At 70.6% G+C, this 21,516-nt stretch carries 19 protein-coding genes; 7 read left to right on the forward strand and 12 right to left on the reverse strand.

Translation table 11 applies throughout. The features are described 5' to 3' along the window. Positions 1-23 precede the first annotated feature (23 nt). Both KBX37_RS01945 and KBX37_RS01950 read left to right on the forward strand, forming a co-directional pair. Entirely contained in the window at positions 24-440 is a 417-nt protein-coding gene (locus KBX37_RS01945) for a zf-TFIIB domain-containing protein (RefSeq protein ID WP_210773959.1), read from the forward strand. A gap of 76 nt (positions 441-516) precedes the next feature. Beyond that, positions 517-1,200, forward strand: a complete 684-nt coding sequence (locus tag KBX37_RS01950) for a maleylpyruvate isomerase N-terminal domain-containing protein (RefSeq protein WP_210773961.1) — start codon at positions 517-519, stop codon at positions 1,198-1,200. 56 nt (positions 1,201-1,256) lie between these two features. Here KBX37_RS01950 and KBX37_RS01955 read toward each other — a convergent pair whose 3' ends face one another. From KBX37_RS01955 to dnaB, 3 genes are all read right to left on the reverse strand, one after another. Next, positions 1,257-1,481, reverse strand: a complete 225-nt coding sequence (locus tag KBX37_RS01955; RefSeq protein WP_210773963.1) for a hypothetical protein — start codon at positions 1,479-1,481, stop codon at positions 1,257-1,259. Between the two features lie 177 nt (positions 1,482-1,658). After that, positions 1,659-2,564 (reverse strand): hypothetical protein, encoded by a 906-nt coding sequence (locus KBX37_RS01960; protein WP_210773965.1) that lies wholly within the window; start codon positions 2,562-2,564, stop codon positions 1,659-1,661. Between the two features lie 11 nt (positions 2,565-2,575). After that, positions 2,576-5,395, reverse strand: coding sequence for a replicative DNA helicase (dnaB, locus tag KBX37_RS01965; RefSeq protein WP_210773968.1), 2,820 nt, complete (start codon positions 5,393-5,395; stop codon positions 2,576-2,578). 395 nt (positions 5,396-5,790) lie between these two features. On the opposite strand from dnaB, the gene KBX37_RS01970 reads away from it, so the two are divergent. Then, the gene (locus tag KBX37_RS01970; RefSeq protein ID WP_210773969.1) at positions 5,791-7,329 is read left to right on the forward strand and encodes a hypothetical protein; all 1,539 of its coding nucleotides are present in this window, start codon (positions 5,791-5,793) and stop codon (positions 7,327-7,329) included. A 74-nt stretch (positions 7,330-7,403) separates the two neighbouring features. Here KBX37_RS01970 and rplI read toward each other — a convergent pair whose 3' ends face one another. The 4 genes from rplI to rpsF all read right to left on the reverse strand — a co-directional run bounded on the left by rplI (position 7,404) and on the right by rpsF (position 9,053). Beyond that, entirely contained in the window at positions 7,404-7,850 is a 447-nt protein-coding gene (rplI, locus tag KBX37_RS01975; protein WP_154941082.1) for a 50S ribosomal protein L9, read from the reverse strand. A gap of 14 nt (positions 7,851-7,864) precedes the next feature. Next, positions 7,865-8,104 (reverse strand): 30S ribosomal protein S18, encoded by a 240-nt coding sequence (rpsR, locus tag KBX37_RS01980; RefSeq protein WP_007073789.1) that lies wholly within the window; start codon positions 8,102-8,104, stop codon positions 7,865-7,867. A gap of 41 nt (positions 8,105-8,145) precedes the next feature. Further along, on the reverse strand, positions 8,146-8,682 hold the full coding sequence (locus tag KBX37_RS01985; RefSeq protein ID WP_179802407.1) for a single-stranded DNA-binding protein: 537 nt from the start codon (positions 8,680-8,682) through the stop codon (positions 8,146-8,148). Positions 8,683-8,762: 80 nt separating this feature from the next. Beyond that, positions 8,763-9,053 carry a 30S ribosomal protein S6 gene (rpsF, locus tag KBX37_RS01990; protein ID WP_210773971.1) on the reverse strand — a complete coding sequence of 97 codons (291 nt, stop codon included), beginning with the start codon at positions 9,051-9,053 and terminating at the stop codon, positions 8,763-8,765. A 640-nt stretch (positions 9,054-9,693) separates the two neighbouring features. Between rpsF and KBX37_RS01995 the strand changes: the two genes are divergently transcribed. Continuing rightward, positions 9,694-10,476, forward strand: a complete 783-nt coding sequence (locus KBX37_RS01995; protein WP_210773973.1) for a deoxyribonuclease IV — start codon at positions 9,694-9,696, stop codon at positions 10,474-10,476. Between the two features lie 5 nt (positions 10,477-10,481). Further along, on the forward strand, positions 10,482-12,701 hold the full coding sequence (locus tag KBX37_RS02000; RefSeq protein WP_210773975.1) for a hypothetical protein: 2,220 nt from the start codon (positions 10,482-10,484) through the stop codon (positions 12,699-12,701). 124 nt (positions 12,702-12,825) lie between these two features. On the opposite strand, the gene KBX37_RS02005 is transcribed toward KBX37_RS02000, so the two are convergent. The 3 genes from KBX37_RS02005 to KBX37_RS02015 form a co-directional block, all read right to left on the reverse strand. Further along, a complete protein-coding gene (locus KBX37_RS02005; protein ID WP_210773978.1) occupies positions 12,826-14,334 on the reverse strand; it encodes a glycosyltransferase family 87 protein in 1,509 nt (502 codons plus the stop codon). A gap of 143 nt (positions 14,335-14,477) precedes the next feature. Continuing rightward, on the reverse strand, positions 14,478-17,249 hold the full coding sequence (locus KBX37_RS02010; protein WP_210773980.1) for a transglycosylase domain-containing protein: 2,772 nt from the start codon (positions 17,247-17,249) through the stop codon (positions 14,478-14,480). Between the two features lie 197 nt (positions 17,250-17,446). Then, entirely contained in the window at positions 17,447-17,905 is a 459-nt protein-coding gene (locus KBX37_RS02015; protein ID WP_210773982.1) for a DUF5318 domain-containing protein, read from the reverse strand. 175 nt (positions 17,906-18,080) lie between these two features. Here KBX37_RS02015 and KBX37_RS02020 point away from each other — a divergent pair, with 175 nt between their 5' ends. Both KBX37_RS02020 and KBX37_RS02025 read left to right on the forward strand, forming a co-directional pair. Beyond that, a complete protein-coding gene (locus tag KBX37_RS02020; RefSeq protein ID WP_210773984.1) occupies positions 18,081-18,719 on the forward strand; it encodes a PadR family transcriptional regulator in 639 nt (212 codons plus the stop codon). A 23-nt stretch (positions 18,720-18,742) separates the two neighbouring features. Beyond that, positions 18,743-19,822, forward strand: a complete 1,080-nt coding sequence (locus KBX37_RS02025; protein ID WP_210773985.1) for an inositol-3-phosphate synthase — start codon at positions 18,743-18,745, stop codon at positions 19,820-19,822. A gap of 68 nt (positions 19,823-19,890) precedes the next feature. Here the strand turns inward: KBX37_RS02025 and KBX37_RS02030 are convergent, their stop codons facing one another. Together KBX37_RS02030 and KBX37_RS02035 are read right to left on the reverse strand one after the other, a co-directional pair. Further along, positions 19,891-20,811, reverse strand: coding sequence for a hypothetical protein (locus KBX37_RS02030; protein ID WP_210773986.1), 921 nt, complete (start codon positions 20,809-20,811; stop codon positions 19,891-19,893). A 123-nt stretch (positions 20,812-20,934) separates the two neighbouring features. Further along, entirely contained in the window at positions 20,935-21,414 is a 480-nt protein-coding gene (locus KBX37_RS02035; RefSeq protein WP_210773987.1) for a methylated-DNA--[protein]-cysteine S-methyltransferase, read from the reverse strand. Positions 21,415-21,516: the final 102 nt, after the last annotated feature.

Raw genomic sequence — 21,516 nt, forward strand, 5'->3', positions numbered from 1 at the left:
CGCCGACGGGGTACGGTCGAGCGATGCAGCTCACCTGTCCCAAGTGTCACGGAGACATGCGCCAGTACGAGCGCAGCGGAGTCGTCATCGACCAGTGCACCGAGTGTCGGGGGATCTTCCTCGACCGCGGTGAACTCGAGAAGCTGTTCGAGGCCGAGGCGAACTGGAACCAGCAGCACGCCGCCCCGGCACCCGGGCAGCCCGCGGGCCACGGCCCGGCCCAGCCCGGCCACGTCGCCGGCGGGTACGCCCCGCCCCCGCCGCCGCCCCCGCACCAGCCGGGCTACCCGGCCGCGCCGCCCCCGCCGCCGCCGCACGCGCCGGCCTACCCGCCCCAGCCGGCGTACGGCCACAGCGGGCACCAGCAGCAGCACCACGGCTACCACGGGCACTACAAGCGCAAGAAGCACAAGAGCTTCCTCGACGAGATGTTCGGCTGACCGCCACCGGGGCCGGGGCACCCGCCCCGGCCCTTCCGCCCTGCCGATCCGGGCGGCCCGTGGCAGGCTCCCCCTCATGACGTCGATCGCGCAGCACGAGGCGCTCGCTCAGGCGTACGAGGGGATCACCGCCGTGGTCGCCGGGCGCGACGACGCCGCCCTGCAACGGCCCACCCGCTGCCAGGGCTGGCTCGTCGCCGACCTGCTCTTCCACGTGCTCTGCGACGCCCAGCGCGCCCTGGTCGCCCTGGCCAGCCCCGCCGACGAGCCGCCCGACGTGGACGACGTCAGCTACTGGCGTTCCTTCCCGCCCGGCGGGGACGGCGAGGACGCCGTCCGGCACGCCTGGTGGGCCCGCCGCTCCGCCGCCGCCTTCGACCGCCCCAGCGGGGTGGTCCGGCTCTGGTCCGACACCGCCCCCGCCGCCGTGCGCGCCGCCACCGCCGCCGACCCGGCCGGCTGTGTCAGCACCCAGGGGCACGTCCTGCGCGTACCCGACTTCCTGGCCACGCTGACCACCGAGGCCGTCATCCACCACCTGGACCTGGTGCTCGACCTGCCCGACGCGCCGCCGCCCGGGCCGCTCGCCTGCCGCGTCGCCGTGACCACGGTGGACGGGCTGCTCAGCGACGACGCGGTCCGCCCGAGCGGCTGGGACGACGCCGTGTACCTGCTCAAGGCCGCCGGCCGCGAGCCGCTCACCGACCGGGACCGCGCTGAGCTGGGCGAGGCCGCCGGCTGGTTCCCGCTGATCGGGTGAGTCGCCGGTCCGTCACTTCAGCACCGCGCCAGCGCTGATGTTGGCTACCGTCCCGGTCATGCCACCGCCCGGTCCCAGGCCACGAAGGCCGCCATCTCGGCCACCTCAGCGACGGTCAACGCCCGCCGCAACCTGCTGCCAGCCGCAACCATCTCCAGCACCTGGTCGAGGCTCACAACCCCTTCCAGCCGACTGTCCGGCCGATGGCGCGACGGCCGCAAGGCACACTCCATGCCGCCCTGTTGGCTGGCCCGCACGTCCTCGCGCAGCAGCGCGCGCATAACGTCCTCGTCGAAGTTCTCGATCCCGCCGACCCAGCGGCCCCAGCAGCACCCGGTCCCGCTCGTTCGGACGCTACGGCGCATGCCACTCGTTCCGTCCCAGAGGAATCGTCAGCGCCGGAGTAATCGGCGTGACCGGATGAAAGTCGAGCGTGGTTGTCGGGGCGAGCGTAGGCGTTACACAAGAATTCGGGCGGCTGCCTCGGCCTTACGCCGGAGGGAGACCGTCGCACCACTGTAAAGCAAAGAAATGATCCTTTCGGCTGATCCGCCTGTGGTACCAACAGTGCAAATGCTCTTGTGGGGGCGCACCGATAAACCATTCATGCCGCACGTGGCAAGAAACTCGAGAAAGGCGTCGAGCAGTCGACGAGATCCCACCAACCTGAATTGCGCCGCTTTGCGCCCGCCGACTTTCGACACTTTATAGACGCCGATTGAGCCATCTCCGTCGACAACCCCACGCCAGAAATCGCGCGACGCAACCAGTTGCGCGTCAACCGGACCTTCGTAGCGACCCAACCCGATCAGACGATCAGCCAACTGGGAAGATCGGACCGAGAACTGACACGACCGACGAGGAGGGCCTGCTAGGGAGATGCTGCTCGTCGAACCGAGGAACCCACGAAGAGCAACCAGATGCTCGCGGTCCCTTTCTGAAAGCCCCACCGAAATCTGCGGCCGCCGGCCCGGTCGATAGCTCACGCATCCATCAGCGAAGAGAAAGCCGATCCAGTAGCAGGCGTCAGCTGTCAGGTCTGCAAAGGCATCATGCCGCACTAAGGTCTTGCCCGAACGTACAAAAACAGCGCGGCGTATCAGCAGGCTACGAATTGCTGGTTCCGAAACTTTGTAGACAGATGCAACCTGAGCCATGGTGGCACCTTCCACATATTGTCGAACCGCCTCAGACTTCTCCGCTTCCGTCAGCTTTCCTGTTACGCGAGCTGGTATGCCTCGACGACGAAGAATGCCGCGAATCGCCTGCCTGGTGACACCGTAGGCCCCAGCAATTGCCGTGAGTGTGTCTCCACTTGCTGCCCGTCGGGCGACCTCTTCGCGCTGCGCTTCCGTGAGACGCACCCCGGACACGATCAGACGATCGCCATGTCGACAAAGCGCGACAGGTGCAGTTGCGCTGCTACCGTGATCGAATCAGTAGGGCCATTTCTGTGCTTAGCAACAATAAAGTCCGCCTCGCCAGCCCGCGGCGACTCCTTGTCGTAGTAGTCGTCCCGGTGCAGCAGGATGACGACGTCAGCATCTTGCTCAATTGACCCAGATTCACGCAAATCAGACAATTGTGGTCGCTTATCGGTGCGCTGCTCGGGGCCACGGTTCAGCTGGCTCACCGCGATCACCGGGCACTCGACCTCCTTGGCCAACAGCTTCAGGCCACGGGAGAGGTCCGCGACCTCCTGCTGGCGGCTCTCGGTCCGCTTCGGTGAGGTCATCAGCTGGAGATAGTCGACCACGATCATCTTGAGGTCGTGCTTCTGCTTGAGCCGGCGCGCCTTCGCCCGGATCTCCATCAGGTTCATGCTCGGCGTGTCGTCGACGAAGAGCGGTGCCTCGCTGATCTCGCCCATGCAGCGGGCCAGCTTGGTCCAGTCGTCGTCGGAAAGTTGGCCGCTGCGGAGCACGTGCAGCGGAACCCGCGCCTCGGCCGAGAGCAGTCGCATGACGATTTCGACCTTGCTCATTTCCAGCGAGAAGATCGCCGCCGCCTGGTTGGCGCGGATGGCCGCGTTTCGGGCGAAGTCCATGCTGGCGGTGCTGTTGTGCGTCGGGATCATCGCCCTGCCCGCCAGGTACAGGTGCTCCGGGTTGTCCACGGTCACGCAGCGGACCGGCACGCTGGGCACCGGCCGCACGTCCACGATGTAACGGGAGGTGGTCCGGACGTCGGACGCTGTCCGGCGCCGTGCGGCGTGGGCGCGCCGCTTCCGCTCCAACCGGAAGACCGTGTCGGGCGTGGAGAAGTTCAGCGTGTACCCGATGGACGACGCGGCGCTGCGGCCGCGAACCGGCTTCTCGTTGACCGTGCAGCGGTACCCGAGGCTCACGATCAGCTCGCGGACGCCCTCCGCCAGCCGCTTGGACGTCGAGGTGTACTGCAGGTTGCCGCTGGCGGCGACCGTCCCGTCGGTGTCCATCAGGCCGGCGAGCAGGGCGCGTCGCTGGGCCTCCGACGCCCGCAGGTACTCCTGCGGGATGTGCTTCTCCGGCGACACCCCGAGAGCCCGGAGCAGCGCGCGGAACGATCCGTGCCGCCCGTGGCACTCGGCGCACCGCCGCGTCGACGGATTCTCCCGCAGCGCCCTGGTGGACGAGCCGCAGTCGACGCAGCGCCGGCCGGCCGGAGCGGGCACCTCGGGAAGCACGATGGTGTAGTTCAGCGGGCCGCTCGGACGCACCACGAACCCGTCCCGCACGACGTGCTCGACCAGCTCCGGATCGGCGGTGGTGAAGCGGCTCGCGTCCGAGTGCCCGTCCCCCAGCCAGACCCCGAGCGTGTACGGCGGGATCGGCAGCTCCCGCTCCGGCAGTTGCAACGGAACGGCGTTCTCGACGGCGTGGTTGAGCCGGCCGTCCCCGCCGGTACGCAACGTCGCCGCGATCTCGGCGGTGGTGACGACACCGTCGTGCCGGACCCGGGCACCGGCGTTGACCGGGCGTTCGGCGCGCTCCCGCAGCCCGGTCAGGAGCGGGCCGGCGGGGTAGCCCGGTGCCGTCCAGTTCCGGGTGTTGCCCGCCCGGGTGACCGGTCGGCTGACCCGGCCGTTGACGCCGACCTCACGCGCGACGGTGTGCAGCACGTTCTTGAACTCGGGGCCGACGAGTTCGAGGGTCTGCGCGAGGGTGACCAGTCGCCGAGGCTCGGCACCGGCGGCCGCCTCCGCCACACGGACCTTCGCCAGGGACGACTGCGGCCAGTGCGACCGGAGTCGCGGCTCGGGCTGACGGCGGCTGGCCCGGGTGGTGGTCTTCCACAGGTGCTCGGCGTCGGCCACGATGACGCTGCCGTCGGAGAACTCGACCTCGTAGCAGGGACGGTCGTACCGGACGTCGAAGGCGGCGGTGATCGTCGTCGGCCGCCCGTCGGCGGCGATCAGCTGGTCGCCGACCTGGACCTCGCCCATGGTGGTCCAGCCGTCCGGGGTCGGCAGCGGGGTGTCCAGAGCGAGCGCCTTGCCCAGACCGGGCCGGCCGGCCACGATGATGAGTTGCCCCGGGTGCAGGCCGTTGAGCAGCCGGTCCAGGTCGGTGAAGCCGGTCGGCACGCCGGTCATCACCCCGCCCTGCGCCCCGACCGCCTCGATCTCGTCGAGCGTCGGCTGGAGCATGTCGGCCAGCACCGCGAAGTCCTCGCTGACCCGGCGCTCGGTGATCTCGTAGACCGCCTGCTGCGCGAGGTCGACCACGTCGTCGACGTCTCGGCTACCGCCAGCAGCGGTGCCGTAGCCGAGCTGCACGATCCGCGTGCCGGCCTCGACCAGCCGACGAAGCACCGCGCGCTCGCCGACGATCCGGGCGTAGTACGCGGCGTTCGCTGCTGTCGGCACTGCGGCCATGCAGGTGTGCAGATAGGGGGCGCCGCCGATCCGGGCGAGATCGCCGGAGTCGGCCAGGGCGGCAGCGACGGTGATCCCGTCGGCCGGCTCACCCCGGCCGTAAATGTCCAGGATGGCGTCGAAGATGGTGGCGTGCACCGGCCGGTAGAAGTCGCTCGACTTCAGGATCTCCACGACGTCGGCGATGGCGTCCTTGGAGAGCAGCATGCCGCCGATGACGCACTGCTCGGCGGCGACGTCCTGCGGCGGGGTCTTGTCGAACTGCCCGTCGCGCTGCGCCGGTGCGGACGCCTGCCCGCCGGCTCGGGGCTCCGCCCGCATGTCGTCGGTGACCGACACGGATCCCCCTCCACTGCGTCGGGTCGATACCAGCTCTACCGGCCGGGTGCGACAACTTCCGATCGACCCGGCCAGTCGATCGGGGGCGATCGCGCGACCGGTCGGTGCCCCACGATACGGAACCCGAGGTCAGACCCCAACCAGGCCGGTGGACGAGCCTCGGGACAACCTGTGGATGGAGTGGACGAGCGTGTGCGCAGCGTGTGCACAGGTTGTGGAAAACCGGTGGGGAATTCTGGGCCGATCGCCGCTGACCTGCGGAAACATCGTCCCCAGCCTGTGGACGGGTATTTTCCGGTAAGGCTTTGGGTTCGGATTTCCCGTACTATCTGCTGGGAACGGCTACACCTGGACAGCGGATTGCGCTTTCGGTTGAGAAGGGTCACGCTCCGGCCGTGAGTTACCGGGACTGGGAGCGCGGGGAGGGCAGCCCGCGCGAGCGTCAGCCGGTCGCCCCGTGGGACGACTTCGGCGAGGCTGTCCCGGCCGATCCCTACCGGTACGCGGCCGAGGGCTACCGCACCCCCAGCCGACGGCGAGCCGTCGAGCGCGGCCAGCAGGAGCCGGTCGACGCCTACCTGCCGCGCTGGGCCGTGGAGTCGGGTATCGCGCACGCCGACGGCCGGGGCCGGCACGCCGCGCCGGACGACGACGAGTACGACGACCGCCCGATCTCCGGGGGCGGGCGGCGCAGCGAGCGCAGCTGGGGCGAGCCCCGGGCGATCGGCGCCGCGGTTGAGTCCGACCACACCCGGGAGTGGACCTTCGACCGTCCGCAGGAGCAGGGGTACGTCGGCAGCCGGCGCGCCGACTCCGTGGAGGACGAGCCGGTCTCCGGTGCCGCGCCGACGCCCCGTCCGCGCCGGTCGGCCTCGCGCCGTCCGCAGGTGATCTGGTCGGGTGTCGAGGAGTCCGACGAGGAGCCGGCCGCGCGGGAGGTGGAGCGGCCGACCCGGCGCAGCCGGCGCGCCTCGGCCGACGCCTGGTCCCGCCCGGCGGTCGACCCGTGGAGCCGTACCGAGCCGGTGGCGGAGCCGGAACCGGAGTACCGGCCGGCGGTGGACCCGTGGGACGCCTCCGGAGTGCACGCCTGGCAGCGCTCGGGCCCCGAGGACCGCTGGGACGCCGCCGGTGCGGCCACCCGGTGGGATCAGGGCGACAGCACCGGTCAGTGGGACCGGTTCACCGACACCGGCCAGTGGGACCGTGGCGACCTGGCCCGGCGGGACCGGTACGAGGAGCCGAGCCGGTGGGAGGACCGCACCGACGTCAGCCGCTGGGACCGTACCGAGCCGCCGCGGTCGGCGGAGCCGGTGACCGGTGAGGGTTGGTCGTGGCCGGAGCAGCCGGACGGGTTCTGGTCGGGCACGCGGCTGGCCGGGGACGATCCGCGGTGGATGGACCCGCCGTCGTCGGCGCCCCGGTCGCCGGCGATCGCCTACACCGCACCACGGCCGCGACCGTCTTCTCGTCGTCGCCTGGAGCCGGCCGCGCCGGTCGCCGCGCCGTCGTGGCGTGACCGGATCAATTCGGTCGGCGGTGGGGTGTGGAACCGACGTCTGGAGGACGACCTGCTGGACCCGGATCCGGGTGGTCCGCTGCGTCCGCTGCTCTACACCGCCGCCTGCTATCTGGTGCCGGCGGCGTTGGTCTTCGGGTGGCTGCTGACCCTGGACGGTCAGGCGCCGGCGGGGTGCGTGACGGACATCAGCGGCGGCGGCTGCGATTCGCCGCGGGCGCACGCCTTCGCGTCGCTGGTGGCCGGGGCGCCGCGCTTCGGGCTGGCGCTGGTGAGCAGCCTCGTCGTCGCGGGGCTGCTGCGCCGGGTGGGCACGACCTGGCGGTCGGCGACGGTGGCGCTGGCCGCGGCGGTGGTCGGTGGCGGCCTGTCCACCGTCATGATCAGCGCGGTGACCGGTCAGCCGATCGGCTGAGCCGGCCGCTACGAGGGCAGGCGAAAGGGCCCGCACCGGAGTCCGGTGCGGGCCCTTTCGTCGTGCGGAGGGTGTCAGCCCTGAACGACGTTGAGGTCGAACTTGGCGGTCACCTCGGGGTGCAGCTTGACCCGCACCGGGTAGGAGCCGGTCGACTTGATGTGACCGGGCAGCTCCAGCCGACGACGGTCGAGGGTCGGGCCGCCGGCCGCCTTGACGGCGTCGACGATCTCGGCCGAGGTGACCGAGCCGAAGAGCCGACCGCCGTCACCGGCGCGGGCCTTCAGGTTGACCTTCAGACCCTCGAGCTGGTCCTTGACCTCGTTGGCGTGGCCGAGGTCGCGGATCTCGCGGGCCGAGCGGGCCCGCTTGATGACCGTGACCTGCTTCTCCGCACCCTTGGTCCAGCTGATCGCGAAGCCCTGCGGCAGCAGGTAGTTACGGCCGTAGCCGTTCTTGACCTCGACGATGTCGCCGGGGGCACCGAGACCGGAAACTTCCTGGGTCAGGATGATCTTCATGTCGGTGCCTCCTCTCAGCGGGCCGTGGCGGTGTACGGCAGGAGCGCCATCTCACGGGCGTTCTTGACCGCACGGGCGATCTGCCGCTGCTGCTGCGAGGTCACGCCGGTCACCCGCCGAGCGCGGATCTTGCCGCGGTCGGAGATGAACTTGCGCAGCAGCGCGGTGTCCTTGTAGTCGATGTAGGTGATCCCGTCCTTGTCGAGCGGGTTCACCTTCTTCTTCGGCTTGCGAAGTGCCGCAGCCTTGGCCATTGCTCGTGCTCCTGGTTTGCGATCGCGGGCGCTCGGCGCCATTAGAACGGGGGCTCCTCGTCGAAGTTGCCGCCGCCCGAACCGGAGCGCGACGGAGACGGCGCGGCCGAAGCCCAGGGGTCGTCGAAGTTGCCTCCGCCGCCACCCTGGCCACCACCGCCACCAGAACCGAAGCCACCGCCGCCGCCACCCGAGCGCGACATCTTCTGCACCTTCGCCGTGGCGTAGCGCAGCGACGGGCCGATCTCGTCGACCTCGAGCTCGATGACGGTGCGCTTCTCACCCTCGCGGGTCTCGTACGACCGCTGACGCAGCCGACCCGAGACGATCACGCGGGCGCCCCGCTGGAGCGACTCGGCGACGTGCTCCGCCGCCTGCCGCCACACGGTGCAGGCCAGGAAGAGCGGCTCGCCGTCCTTCCACTCGCCGGAGGCCTTGTCCATGAACCGGGGCGTCGAAGCGACCCGGAACTTGGCGACCGCCGCACCGGACGGGGTGAACCGCAACTCGGGGTCATCGGTCAGGTTGCCGATGACCGTGATGGTGGTGTCTCCTGCCATGACCATCTCCTCGCGCACTCATCGTTCTGCCGTACAGGCTCTCAGAGCCGTGTGACAGTGGCGATGAGGCTGATCCGGGCGAACCGGGATTTGAATGCTTAGCGCATCTCCGGCCGGATGACCTTGGTGCGCAGCACGGACTCGTTGAGTCGCAGCTGACGGTCCAGCTCGGCCACCGCCTCCGGCGTCGCCTGGAGGTCGATGACGGCGTAGATGCCCTCGGGCTTCTTGTTGATCTCGTACGCGAGGCGCCGGCGGCCCCACACGTCGGTCTTCTCCACCGAGCCACCCGCGGTCCGGATCACGTTCAGGTACGTGTCGAGCGACGGGGCGACGGTGCGCTCCTCGAGGCTGGGGTCGAGGATCACCATGACTTCGTAATGACGCAAGACGTGCTCACCTCCTGTGGGCTATGCGGCCACGGTCCTTCCGTGGCAGGAGGTCGTGCGTCGCTGCCGCTTCCGGGATCGGGGGAACCCGGCCGGACGCGGACAACCGCACCAGGATACCCGGTCCGGACGATCATGCCCGGGCAGGTCGGACCCGGCGGCCGGGCGTGGCGACAGGGGCCCGCCCCGACGCCCGAAGGCCGGTGGCGGACCCCTGTCCACATGGACCGCGGGGCGTCCCGTCCGCATTCCTTGGGTGGGACCTGGGGAGGAACGACCACACCGATGAGGTTGGATCGAGGACGCCCCGCGGAGCTCTTTCCTGTTGTTATCCGACGGTACAACGGCTCTCGTCACTAGTTGGTGGAAATGCAACTATTAGTCCGAGATTCCGGTCGGTGGTCGGTGGACCGGGTCGGGCGGGTCCCGCCCCCGACGTGCCGGGCCGCACGACGGGGGTGACCCCGCACCGGGATCGACCGCGGTGCCCCTGGCCCTGCGGGCCGGAAGAGCCCGGCATCGATCCCACCCGGGTAAACGAACGCCCGCCCCGACGGTGACGCGAGCGGGCGGCATCCGGTGCCCCGACTCCCCGCCTCCGTCACCCCGGGCGTCGGGGATGCGACGTAGGCTCGCCTGCATGCGTATCGGAGCCCACGTCGACCAGGCCGACCCGTTGGCGGAGGCGGCCGCCCGTTCCGCCGAGGCGGTGCAGTTCTTCCTCTCCGACCCGCAGGGTTGGACGGCCCCGAAACCCCGCGAGGACGCGGCCCGGCTGCGCGCCGCCGAGGTGGACCTCTACGTCCACGCCCCGTACGTGATCAACGTGGCCACCCTGAACAACCGGATCCGGATTCCCAGCCGCAAGCTGCTGCTCGGGCACGCGGCCGCGGCGGCGGAGATCGGCGCCAAGGGGCTGATCGTGCACGGCGGGCACGTCAACGCCGGTGACGACCTCGCCGTCGGCTTCGACAACTGGCGCAAGACCTTCGCGTACGCGGCGGACTCCGGCGGCTTCGGAGTGCCGGTGCTGATCGAGAACACCGCCGGCGGTGACAACGCCTGCGCCCGACGGCTCGACGCGCTGGCCCGGCTCTGGGACGCCGTCGGCGACCACGAGGTCGGCTTCTGCCTGGACACCTGCCACGCGTACGCGGGCGGCGAGGAACTGCTCGACCTGGTCGACCGGGTCAAGGCGATCACCGGTCGGATCGACCTGGTCCACGCCAACAACTCCAAGGGCGGCTTCAACTCGGGGCAGGACCGACACGACAACCTCGACGGCGGCACGATCGACCCGGACCTGGTGGTCGCGGTGATCCGCGCCGCCGGCGCGCCGGTGATCGTGGAGACGCCCGGTGGGGCCGCGGGTCAGGGGGCGGACATCACCTTCCTGCGGGACAAGCTCGGCACGGGGGCCTGACCCGGATGACCACGAACGCGACCGGCGGCGCCCAGCCGACCGGGCAGACCGACAGGCCCGACGAGCAGGGCAGCACGCCCCCGGCCGCCGCCGGACAGGACGCCGCCGCCGCGACGGCCACCACGAAGAACCCGGGTACGGGCGACGCCACCGACGCGAAGTCCACGACCACGGACACCGCGAAAACCTCGGGGCCGGGCGACGCCACCGACGCGAAGTCGACAACCACGGACGCGAAGATCTCAGGGACGGGCGGCTCCGCCCACGCGGAACCCACGACCACGGACACCGCGAAGACCACCGCCGGCGACACCGACAAGGACCCCACCGACGGGAAGCCCGCGACCACGGACGCCGCCAAGGCCACCGACGACGGCGGAAAAGACGGCGCAACCGGCGACAAGGCCGGGAGCGACGGCGACGGGAAGAAGGACGGCGAGGGAGAGCCGCGGGACCGCTGGTCGGCGTTCGCTCCGGCGCCCGACCCGGTGCCGGGGCGTCCCCGCCGCGCGGCGCGCGCCGTCGGTCGACTCCTGGTCCACGAGTGGACGCTGGCCACCCTGGCCGCGCTGGCCCTCGCCGTCGGAATGACCTGGCCGACACTGCGCTACCCGCTCTACACGCTGCCGCAGGACTACTGGGACCCGAGCCTGCAGGCCTGGCAGATGGCCTGGTCGGGGCACGCCCTGCGGACCGAGCCGGCCCTGTTGTTCCACTCCAACACGTTCTTCCCGGAGCAGTGGAGCTTCGCCTTCTCCGACATGCTGCTCGGCTACGCCCCGGCCGGCATGATCGGCACCGGTTCCGAGGCGGCCGTGCTGCGCTACAACATCATGTTCGTGCTGGCCCACGCGCTGGCCACGCTCGGGGCGTACGCGCTGGCCCGGCAGCTGGGAGCGGGTCGCGCGGGGGCCGCGGTGGCGGGGGTCAGCTACACGTACGCCCCGTGGCTGCTCGCCCAGGCGGGGCACCTGCACATCGTCTCCAACGGCGGTATCCCGCTGGCGCTGGCCATGCTGGCCCGGGGTCACGGCTGGTCGCTGCGGTACGGCTACCGCCCGGAACGGCGGCACGAGGGCTGGACGTACACCGGGTGGCTGGTGGCGGCCTGGCAGCTCAGCCTGGGCTTCGGGATCGGCCTGCCGTTCGCGTACGTCCTGGCCGGCATCGTGCTGGTCGGGGCCACGACCTGGTTCCTGCGGCGCTGGGTCCTCCGGCCGGTGAAGCGTCCGTTCGGCACCCGACTGTTCGTCGCGGACCTGGTCGGCGGCCTGATCTTCGCCGGCGTCGGCGCGCTGCTGGCCATCCCCTACTTCAAGGTCGCGGAGCTGCACCCCAACGCGGCCCGCACGCTCGGCGACATCGGGATCTACTCGCCGCCGGCGCTGGGCTTCTTCACCGCCCCGGCGGAGTCCCGGGTCTGGGGCGAGCTGCACGAGGCGGCACGGGCGACGCTGCCCTGGCACCCCGAGATGACGCTGCTGCCCGGCTTCGTGCTCTACGCGCTGGCCGCGGGGGGCCTGTTCTTCTCGGTCTGGAAGCTGCGGCAGCGGCTGCTGCTGCTCGCCGGGGTGCTGGTCACCATGGTGCTGGCCATGGGCACCCGGTTCTTCGACGGCACCTTCACCTACGGCCTGCTCTTCGAGCACCTCCCGGGCTGGAACGGGCTGCGCACCCCGGGGCGGATGATGCTCTGGACGACGCTGCTGCTCGGCCTGCTCGCGGCCGGCGCGGTGAGCGCCTTCGCCGACCGGGTCGGCGAGATCGCCGCCGAGCGTGCCCCGTACCGGCCGTCGCCGTGGCTGCGGGTGGCCGCGGTGGTACCGGTGCTGCTGGTCCTGCTGGAGGGGTTGAACGTCACTCCGCACCCGGTGGTCCCGGAGCAGCCGGTGGCGATGCGGACCGTGGACGGCCCGATGCTGGTGCTGCCGAGCAGCCAGAACCTCGACCAGCCGGTGATGCTCTGGTCCACCAGCACCTTCCCGGACCTGGTCAACGGGGGCAGTGGCTTCACCCCCACCCAGCTCGACGACGTGCGCCGGGTGACGCTGGCCTTCCCCGACCAGACCAGCGTCGACTACCTGCGCACGCTCGGCGTCCGCAACGTGGTGCTGCTGCGCGATCAGATCGTCGGCACCCCGTGGGAGGTCACCGTCAACGCGCCGGTCGACCAGCTCGGCATCACCCGCGAGGAGGTCGGCGACGCCGTGGTCTTCCGTCTCTGAGCGCGGCTCGGGGTGGGTTTTCGGGGGAGCCCGGCCGGCTCCGGGCGGTCAGGCTTGATCCCTGCGCCGGCCGGGCTCCCCCGAAAACCCTGACGGCCCGAGGCCGTCCTGGACTTGCGCGTCGTCAGGTGGGGACGGTGGTCGAAAGAGGCTGCGGAGAGCGGGCGGTCGTGCGGCGGTCGGCCAGCCAGGGGGCGTCGGGGGCGCCGTCGAGGAGGCCGCCGTCCGGATCGTCGGCGTAGGTACGCCGCACCGCGTCGCGTTCGGGGTGCAGGATGTCCCGGATCACCAGCACGCAGAGCAGCACGACCGTGCCCAGCCGGAGCGTCGAGGCCAGCACGAACACGCCCTCGGGGAAGACCGGCCGGCTGGTCGCCGCGCCGAGCAGCTCGCCGTAGAAGGCGGCGAAGTAGCAGACCTCGGCGAGCTGCCAGGCGAGGAAGGCGCCCCAGCGGGGGCGGGCCAGCACCGCCAGCGGCAGCAGCCAGAGCACGAACTGCTGCGACCAGACCTTGCTGAAGATCAGGAACGCGGCGACCACCAGGAAGGCGAGCTGGGCCAGTCGGGGCCGGCGGGGGGCCAGCAGCGCCAGCGCGGCCACGCCGAGGCAGGCCAGGATGAACAGGGCGTACGACAGGGTGTTGAGGGTCGGGATGTGCGTGTTCAACCACTGGAACGGCCCCTGGTCGCCGGGCACGTCGGTGTTCACCTTGCCGTCGAAGTACCGCCCGATGTACCAGAGCGTGCCCCAGTCGATGGGTCGGGTGTCGTTCAGCTCGAAGAAGCGGTACCAGTTCTTCTGGTATGGGATCGCCACCGGCAGGTTGACCGCCAACAGCACCACCACCGCGGTGCCGATGGCGGTCAGCGCGGCGCGTACCCGGGCGGCCCGCAGCGCGAGCAACAGGATGGGCCAGAACAGGAACAGCGGCCACAGCTTGGCGGCGCCGCCGAGGCCGAGCAGCAGCCCGGCGAGCGCCGGTCGGCGTCGGGCCCACGCGGCCAGGCCGAAGGCGGCCAGCCCGATGGCGAGGAAGTCCCAGTTGACCGTGGCGGTGAGCAGCAGCGCCGGGGCCAGCGCGAAGAGCGCGGCGTCCCATGGTCGTCGGCGACGCAGGGCGAGGATCACCGCGACGGTGGCGACCGCCAGCGCGCCGAGCGTCAGCGCGTTGAGGTTGTAGAACCACTGGCCCTGGTTGAGCTGCGGGTCGTCGGCGCCCAGGCTGTGCACCGGCAGGCCGAGCGCGCCCATGAAGTAGCCGGTGAGCACCGGGTACTCGACCGGGTGGTCCCGGTAGGGGACCTTGCCCTCGTTGAGCCCTTCCGCGTAGTAGAGGGCGAGCACGTCGGTGTAGCAGAGCCGGGTGTACTGCACGTTGTTCTGCCAGGCGCCGTCCTGGCAGGGCGACTTCTGCACCCAGTGCAGCGCCAGGGTGAGGCAGGCCAACGCGAGGACGATCCGCGCGGCCGTCCAGAAGCGCCCTTCCCGGCCGGCGGGCCGGTCCAGCGCGACCGCGTGGTCGCCGAGTGGGCCGCCGATCACCTCGGAGGCGCCTCGGACGAAACCGTCGGACCGGGACGGGTGGTCGCTGGTCCCGGCGTCGTCGAGGCCGGCCGTCGACTGGGTGCTCATGAAGAGGCATCCTGCCGTACGTCCGGGGTCGCCGTCCCGTCCCGTGGGGCGACGTTGAAGAAAATCGACGCGGGACAGCGTCGCCGAACGGCGACGGCGGCCGGACCGTGAGGTCCGGCCGCCGTCGGCGGTGTCACGGGTGGTTACTCCCGGAGGCGGGGTGACAGGGTCGGCAGGAGGCCGCCACCGCCACCGCCGTCGTTGTCGCCGCCGCCCGGTCCGCGGGGATCGTCCGGCGTGCCCGGGCCCTGGTTGCCGCCGCCGTTGGGGTTCTGCGGGCACAACAGGCCGAGCGGTCCGCAGTCCTGCGGCTGGCCGGGGATGGGCGGCGGAGGAGGAGGCGGGGTGCCGTTGCCCGCTTCCTTGTCGCCGGTGTTCGCGGCCGGCGGGAAGTCCAGCTTCTCCTTGCCCTTGAGCGAGTCGTCCATCACCCGCTCCCAGATGTCACCGGGCATGAGGGAGCCGCTGATGTTCCGGCCGTCCTTCATCTTGATGGCTTCCCGCTTGCCCTTGTTACCCACCCAGACGGCGGTGGCGAGCTGCGGGGTGTAGCCGACCATCCAGGCGTCACCGTTCTCGTTGGTGCCCTCCTTGAGCTCCCACGTACCGGTCTTGGCGGTCGCCTTCCGGCCACCGTCCAGCGTGTGGTTGACCTTGGCCGGGTAGTCCTCGAGCACGCTGGTGACGTCGGCGACCACGTTCGGGTCGATCTGCTGCCGCGGCTTGAGCTGCTCGCCGCCGAGCTTCTCCCACTTGCCGGTGTCCTTGTTCTGCTTCTCGGCCGAGACCAGGAAGTGGGCCTTGTTGTAGACGCCCTTGTTGGCGAAGGTGGCGATGCCGTTGGCGTGGTCGAGCACGGTGATCGGGTACTGGCCGTAGGCGACCACGTGGTAGAAGGGGCTGGGCGCCAGTTCCTTCGGGTCTTCCTTGGTGAGGTCGTGCCCCTTCGGCGGGGTGGTGTCGGTCTGCCACATCATGCTGACGCCGGCCTTCTTGGCCATCCCGACGATCTTGTCCGCCCCGATGTCGAGGCTGACGTGGTAGAAGGGCACGTTCAGCGACTTGAGGGTCGATTCCCGCAGCGTGCAGGAGTCGCCGCAGCTGGGGTTGTCGTGGCCGGCGTTGCTGACCCGGAACTTCACGCCGTCCGGGGTGAAGGCCTTGCCCTTCCAGCGCGACTCGACGGACTTGCCCGCCTCGATCGCCGCCGCCAAGGTGTAAATCTTGAAACTCGAACCGGGTGAGTGCCCACCGGTGACGTTCCCGCTCGCGTCGGTGTTCTTGCCGGCGTAGTCGGTGCCCGTGCCGTCGTCACCGCCGTAGTAGCCGAGCACCCGGCCGTTGCGCGGGTCGATCGACACCACGGCCGCCATCAGGTTCTTCCGCGCCCCGTTCAACTCGGAGCCCTTGGTGCTGCGCTGGGCGGCGCCGGTGATCGCATTCTGGACGGTCATGTCGATGGTGGTCCGGATCCGGTACCCGCCCTGCTTGAGCATGGTCGAGCAGAGCGGTTTGCGATCCGTCGCCTCGGCCTCGTTGTCGGTGCAGAGCTTCTTCGCCCGCATCTCCGGCACGAGGTAGTTGACGACGTTGCCGATCGGGTTGTTCACCCCGAACTTCTGGCCAGCCTTCGACTCCTTCGGAGTCTGCAGGGTCTTGGTCGGGTACGCGGTGGGACGCGGCGGGTGGTCCGGCGAGCCGATCCAGCCCTCGCTGGCCATGTTGTTGATGACGTAGTCCCACCGGGCCTTGGCGTCGGTCGGGTTGACCGCCGGGTCGTACCCCTTGTGACCCCCAGGGGTGAGGCTCGCCTCCGGCTGCTTGATCAACGCCGCCAGCACCGCGGCCTCCGCCACGTCGACCTGCGACACGGACTTGCGGAAGTAGGCCTGCGCCGCCGCCTCGATGCCGTACGCGTTGCGGCCGAAGTAGATGGTGTTCAGGTAGTGCTCCATGATCTGTTCCTTGGTGAACTGATCATTGAGCTTGGAGGCGACGATCGCCTCCTTCACCTTCCGGGCGTACGAGTCGTCCTGGAGGTTCTCGTAGGCGTTGCGGGCGTACTGCTGGGTGATCGTCGAGGCACCCTGCTTGTCACCGCCGCTGAGGTTGTTCCAGGCGGCCCGGGCGATGCCCTTGTAGTCCACACCGGAGTGGCGGTAGAAGTTCTTGTCCTCGGCGGCGGCCACCGCGTCCCGCACGTGCGGCGGGATCTGGCCGATCGAGACGAAGGTCCGGTTCTGCTCACCCACCTTGGCGATGATCGTCTTGTTGTCGGCGGCGTAGATCGTGGTGGCCAACGGCAGGTTGATCTGGTTGGGCAGCACCACGTTGGTCGAGTAGTAGGTGAACCCGATCACGCCGATGCCGGCGAGCATGATGAAGACCGCGAAGCCCGCGATCAGCATGTTGACCCGCCTGCGCTTCTTCGCCCGGGCCACCGCGTCCGGATCGCCGGGCCCGGGTCCGCCACCACGGCCGCCGCGTCCCGGGCCGTTGGGGCCGCCCGGTCCGCCGGGGCCACCGCCGGAGACGGGTGCCACGCCCGCGCGGGCCACCGCCGCCCGACCGCCGACGGCGGCCGATCCGACGCTCGCCCGCCCGGCGGAGCCGACGCCCACCGGGGCGCGGCCGGCCTGGCCGGGGGCCGGGGACACCGGGACGGACGCCCGTCCCGCGCCGGCCCGGCCAGCGGGCGCCGGGGAGACCGGCACGGAGGCCCGTCCCGCGCCCGCGCGGCCCACCGAGGCCGAACCGGCCGCTCCCGCCGTGCGTGGCGGCACCGACGCCGAGGCCCGGCCGGCGGGCGCGCCGCCGACCGAGGCCCGGCCGGCCGGAGCCGTGCCGGGGTCACCGTTCGAGCCCGGTACCTGGGCCCGCGCACGCGGGGAACTGGGATCGCCGTACGAGTTCATTCCTCACACCCTGCCGGTCGCGGTGGGACGCGGGGGCGCCACCACCGGGTTGCCGTGAGTTGACACACGTGACGCCGGCTCGCGGTGCGACCGGAGCGACGCCGTCAGATGCGTACTATTCGGACCAATCGGGCCATCGAGCTGCCGGGCGGGGTGTCCGTCGTCGACGGCACCGGTAGCGACCGGTCCAGCCAGGTTCACCGTTGCGCCTCTCGCCTTCGCTCTCGCGCCGGGCCGGCCCCGGCGGCGGTCACGCCGCCCACTGCGCCCTGCTCCGACCCACCCTCGGCCAGCCCGTCCCGGCCGAGCAGGTACTGCTCGACGAGATGGTTCCAGTCACAGCCGAGGCACACCTCCACCACGAAGACCTGGAACTCACGCAGCGTCATCGCCAGCACGGGCAACTCGGCCAACGTGCGCGCCTGGCCGGCGGACTGCTTGAGTTCGTCCCCGTAAATGTAGTGGACGTGGGTGAGGTTCTCGCTCCGACAGATCGGGCAGCGCTCCTCGGTCGGTTCGCCGTGGAACCGGGCGGCGTTCTTCAGGTACGGCGAGGCGTCGCAGACGTCGTACGTGCCGACCCGACCGGCGAGGAGCTCACGCAGCACCGCCCGCTTCTTCAGCGAGTAGTCCACCACCTGGCGCTGCGTACGCATGCGGTGAAGGGTACGCGGTCCGGCCGGGTGAGGCGACCGCCGTCACGATGAGTGACAAGAAGATCCCGGAACGGGGGTTTGCCCTGATCGCTGGTGAGGTACTAACGTGCGATGTATCGGTCCGATACATCGAGGCGGTTAACGGCCTTGTGCCGGGGTAGGAAGGATGGCGCCCGTGCTCGAGCTCGCCATCCTCGGCCTCCTGCAGGAGGCCCCGATGCACGGCTACGAGCTCCGCAAGGAGCTCGCGGCCAAGCTGGGGGCCATCCGGGCGGCGATCAGCTACGGCTCGCTCTACCCGACGCTGCGCCGGCTGCAGGCGGCGGGCTGGATCACCGAAGCCGCCGAGACACCCGCGACCGCCGAGGAGGTTCCCGCGCTGACCAGCCGACGAGGTCGGGTGGTCTACAAAATCACCGCGGAGGGCAAGGAACGGTTCGCCCAGCTGATCGCGCAGGCCGGGCCCGAGACGTACGACGACACGGGCTTCGGAGTGCACTTCGCGTTCTTCGCCCGGACCGACCAGGCGACCCGACTCCGCATTCTGGAGGGTCGCCGACGCACGATCGAGGAGCGTCGCGAAGGTCTTCGTGACGTGCTGGGCCGGGCGGCCGAGCGCCTCGACGCGTACACCCTGGAACTGCAACGCCATGGGCTCGACGCCTGTGAGCGCGAGGTCCGCTGGCTGGAGGAGCTCATCGCCAACGAGCGCTCCGGCCGTGCCCCGACGGTCCCGAAACCCGGGACGGCCGGCGGCCGACGAGACAACAACAGCCCGCCCCCGCCTGGAGAGTCCAGGAAAGAGCGGCCGTGATGAAGAAGAAGGAGGCAGACGCTATGGGCTCCGTCCGCGTCGCCATCGTCGGTGTGGGTAACTGCGCCTCGTCCCTCGTTCAGGGCGTGGAGTACTACCGGAACGCCGACCCGAACGACCGCGTCCCGGGTCTCATGCACGTCACCTTCGGCGACTACCACGTCTCGGACGTGGAGTTTGTCGCGGCGTTCGACGTGGACGCCAAGAAGGTGGGCATGGACCTCGCCGAGGCGATCGTGGCCAGCGAGAACAACACCATCAAGCTGTGCGACGTGCCGCCGACCGGCGTCACCGTGCAGCGCGGCCCGACCTTCGACGGCCTGGGCCAGTACTACCGCGAGATCGTCGAGGAGTCCGACGCCGAGCCGGTCGACGTGGCCAAGGCGCTGCGGGACGCGCGGGTCGACGTGGTCGTCTCCTACCTGCCGGTGGGCTCGGAGCAGGCCGACAAGTTCTACGCCCAGGCCGCGATCGACGCCGGTTGCGCGTTCGTCAACGCCCTGCCGGTCTTCATCGCCTCCGACCCCGAGTGGGCCAAGAAGTTCGAGGACGCGGGCCTGCCGATCGTCGGTGACGACATCAAGAGCCAGGTCGGCGCGACCATCGTGCACCGGGCGCTGGCGAAGCTGTTCGAGGACCGCGGGGTGGAGCTGCTGCGCACGTACCAGCTCAACTTCGGCGGGAACATGGACTTCATGAACATGCTGGAGCGCAAGCGCCTGGTGTCGAAGAAGATCTCCAAGACCCAGTCGGTCACCTCCCAGATCCCGCACGAGATGAGCAAGAGCGACGTGCACATCGGCCCGTCGGACCACGTGCCGTGGCTCGACGACCGCAAGTGGGCCTACATCCGCCTGGAGGGCCGCTCCTTCGGTGACACCCCGCTCAACGCCGAGCTCAAGCTCGAGGTGTGGGACTCGCCGAACTCCGCCGGTGTGATCATCGACGCCGTCCGTGCCGCGAAGATCGCCCTGGACCGCAAGATCGGCGGCCCGATCCTGTCCGCCTCGTCGTACTTCATGAAGTCCCCGCCGGTGCAGTACGCCGACCACGACGCGCACGCCGCCGTCGAGTCCTTCATCAAGGGCGAGGTCGAGCGCTGACGCGCTGACGCGCAGCATGGCCGAGGGCCGGGTCCGCGTGGACCCGGCCCTCGTCGCGTACGGGGTGACTACTTCGCCCAGGACGGCTTGGTCCGCGGGGCCAGCTGCGTCCGCCGGTCCTCCGCCGCCAGTTGGTCGTCGGTGGGCAGGATCGCCGGGTTGACCCGGCCGGCCGCGACGACGAACGCCACCACGTCGAGGATCACGTGGGTGGTCTGCTGCGCGTGCACGGAGATGTAATCGATCACCGGGCTGATCCCGGTCAGGAAGAAGTTCGACAGCGTCTGGCCGGCCTGAAAGTTGATCGTCGAGAACGCCAACGGACGCTGAGCCGAGTGCGGGTAGACCTGCAGGAACCCGGCGGCGAGCGCGCCGGTGACGGTCACGTTGCCGTACACGGCCTGACCGGAGTAGACGAATTCATCCAGGTTGACCTGGATCGTGCGGCCGCGCAGCAGCCGGCCCGAGCTGTCCAGGTTGCCGGCCGGGTTCACGATGCGGGCCCGACCGGCGGCGGTCCGGGTGTCGATCACCCGCTGCGGCACGACCGGCACCAGTTGGTTGGTGTTCGTCTCCGTCCGGATGTACTCGACGAAGTTGCCCGTCTCGGACGGCATGGCCTCGCTGGTGACCGCCCAGATCGTCCCGGAACGATCCATCGCGATCGAGCCCATCTCGGACTTCTGGTTGATGCTCTCCCCGTTCGGGGTCAGCCGCAGGGCCGGGCTGGCGACCTCGACACCCTCCATGTTGGTGATGGTGGGGTTTTCCAGTCGGAGGGTGGCCGAGGTGGCCGAGCCGCCGCGCAGCGTGGTGGGCGTGCCCGCCTCGTTGACCTGCCCCTGAAGCACCGGTTGACCCGGTGCGGCCTGGGCCGGGCCGGCGGCGGCGGCGCCCACGGCGGCGGTGCCGGCGAGGCCGGCCGCGACGGTGCCGGCCCGACGCAGCAGGTGGCGACGGCCGATGGCGCTGTCCTGGTCCTTGTTCACGATGTGTCCCCCGTGTGGCGGTGGTGGATGACGCCTCGGTCGTACCGGTGATCGAGATGCCTTATGCCCGGGGAACGCCTGATCGGACGATCAGGTTGCAGTCGGCGCCGCAATTTTTCGGACTCAGGACCAGGCGCGGCGCAGGGCGACCCCGGCCTCCAGCTCCAACAGCCGCACCTTGCGCGGCAGCCCCCCACCGAAGCCGACCAGCTTGCCGCCCGCGCCGACGATCCGGTGGCACGGCACGAGCACCGGAACCGGGTTGCGGTTGCAGGCCACCCCGACCGCCCGGGCGGCGCCGGGGTCGCCGACCAGCCGGGCCACCTCGCCGTAGGTGAGCGTCTCCCCGTACGGGATGCGGGTCATCTCCCGCCACACCGCCCGCTCGAACTCGGAGCCGCGCCGCGCCGCCACCGGCACGCCGAAGTCAATCAGCTCCCCGGCGAAGTACGCCCGCAGCTCCGCCACCGCCCGCCGGGACAGCTCGTCACCGGGCTCCTCGACCGCCGACTCCACCCGGCCGAAGTGCGCCCCGCACACCGCCTCGTCGTCGGTGGCCACGGAGAACTCCCCGATCGGCGAGTCGAGCACGGTCCAGCGCATGCCGCCATTCTTCCCCGCCGGTACGACGGCCGGGCGTTCGGCATGACGACCCTGGGGAGAGCCGACGAAGCCGCCCGAAGGATCGACCCACGCCTGAGGCAA

This window comes from Micromonospora sp. U56 (assembly GCF_018070095.1).
In the GTDB taxonomy this organism is placed as follows: Bacteria; Actinomycetota; Actinomycetes; order Mycobacteriales; family Micromonosporaceae; genus Micromonospora; species Micromonospora purpureochromogenes.

Excerpts from the sequence above, each read along its gene's own strand:
- KBX37_RS02035 (WP_210773987.1), bottom strand. The coding sequence starts at position 21,414 with ATGCGCTGGACCGTGCTCGACTCGCCGATCGGGGAGTTCTCCGTGGCC.
- KBX37_RS02000 (WP_210773975.1), top strand. The coding sequence starts at position 10,482 with ATGACCACGAACGCGACCGGCGGCGCCCAGCCGACCGGGCAGACCGAC.
- KBX37_RS02010 (WP_210773980.1), bottom strand. The coding sequence starts at position 17,249 with ATGAACTCGTACGGCGATCCCAGTTCCCCGCGTGCGCGGGCCCAGGTA.
- KBX37_RS01945 (WP_210773959.1), top strand. The coding sequence starts at position 24 with ATGCAGCTCACCTGTCCCAAGTGTCACGGAGACATGCGCCAGTACGAG.
- rplI (WP_154941082.1), bottom strand. The coding sequence starts at position 7,850 with ATGAAGATCATCCTGACCCAGGAAGTTTCCGGTCTCGGTGCCCCCGGC.
- KBX37_RS02015 (WP_210773982.1), bottom strand. The coding sequence starts at position 17,905 with ATGCGTACGCAGCGCCAGGTGGTGGACTACTCGCTGAAGAAGCGGGCG.
- KBX37_RS02025 (WP_210773985.1), top strand. The coding sequence starts at position 18,743 with ATGGGCTCCGTCCGCGTCGCCATCGTCGGTGTGGGTAACTGCGCCTCG.
- KBX37_RS01950 (WP_210773961.1), top strand. The coding sequence starts at position 517 with ATGACGTCGATCGCGCAGCACGAGGCGCTCGCTCAGGCGTACGAGGGG.
- KBX37_RS01995 (WP_210773973.1), top strand. The coding sequence starts at position 9,694 with ATGCGTATCGGAGCCCACGTCGACCAGGCCGACCCGTTGGCGGAGGCG.
- rpsR (WP_007073789.1), bottom strand. The coding sequence starts at position 8,104 with ATGGCCAAGGCTGCGGCACTTCGCAAGCCGAAGAAGAAGGTGAACCCG.
- KBX37_RS02005 (WP_210773978.1), bottom strand. The coding sequence starts at position 14,334 with ATGAGCACCCAGTCGACGGCCGGCCTCGACGACGCCGGGACCAGCGAC.
- KBX37_RS01955 (WP_210773963.1), bottom strand. The coding sequence starts at position 1,481 with ATGCGCGCGCTGCTGCGCGAGGACGTGCGGGCCAGCCAACAGGGCGGC.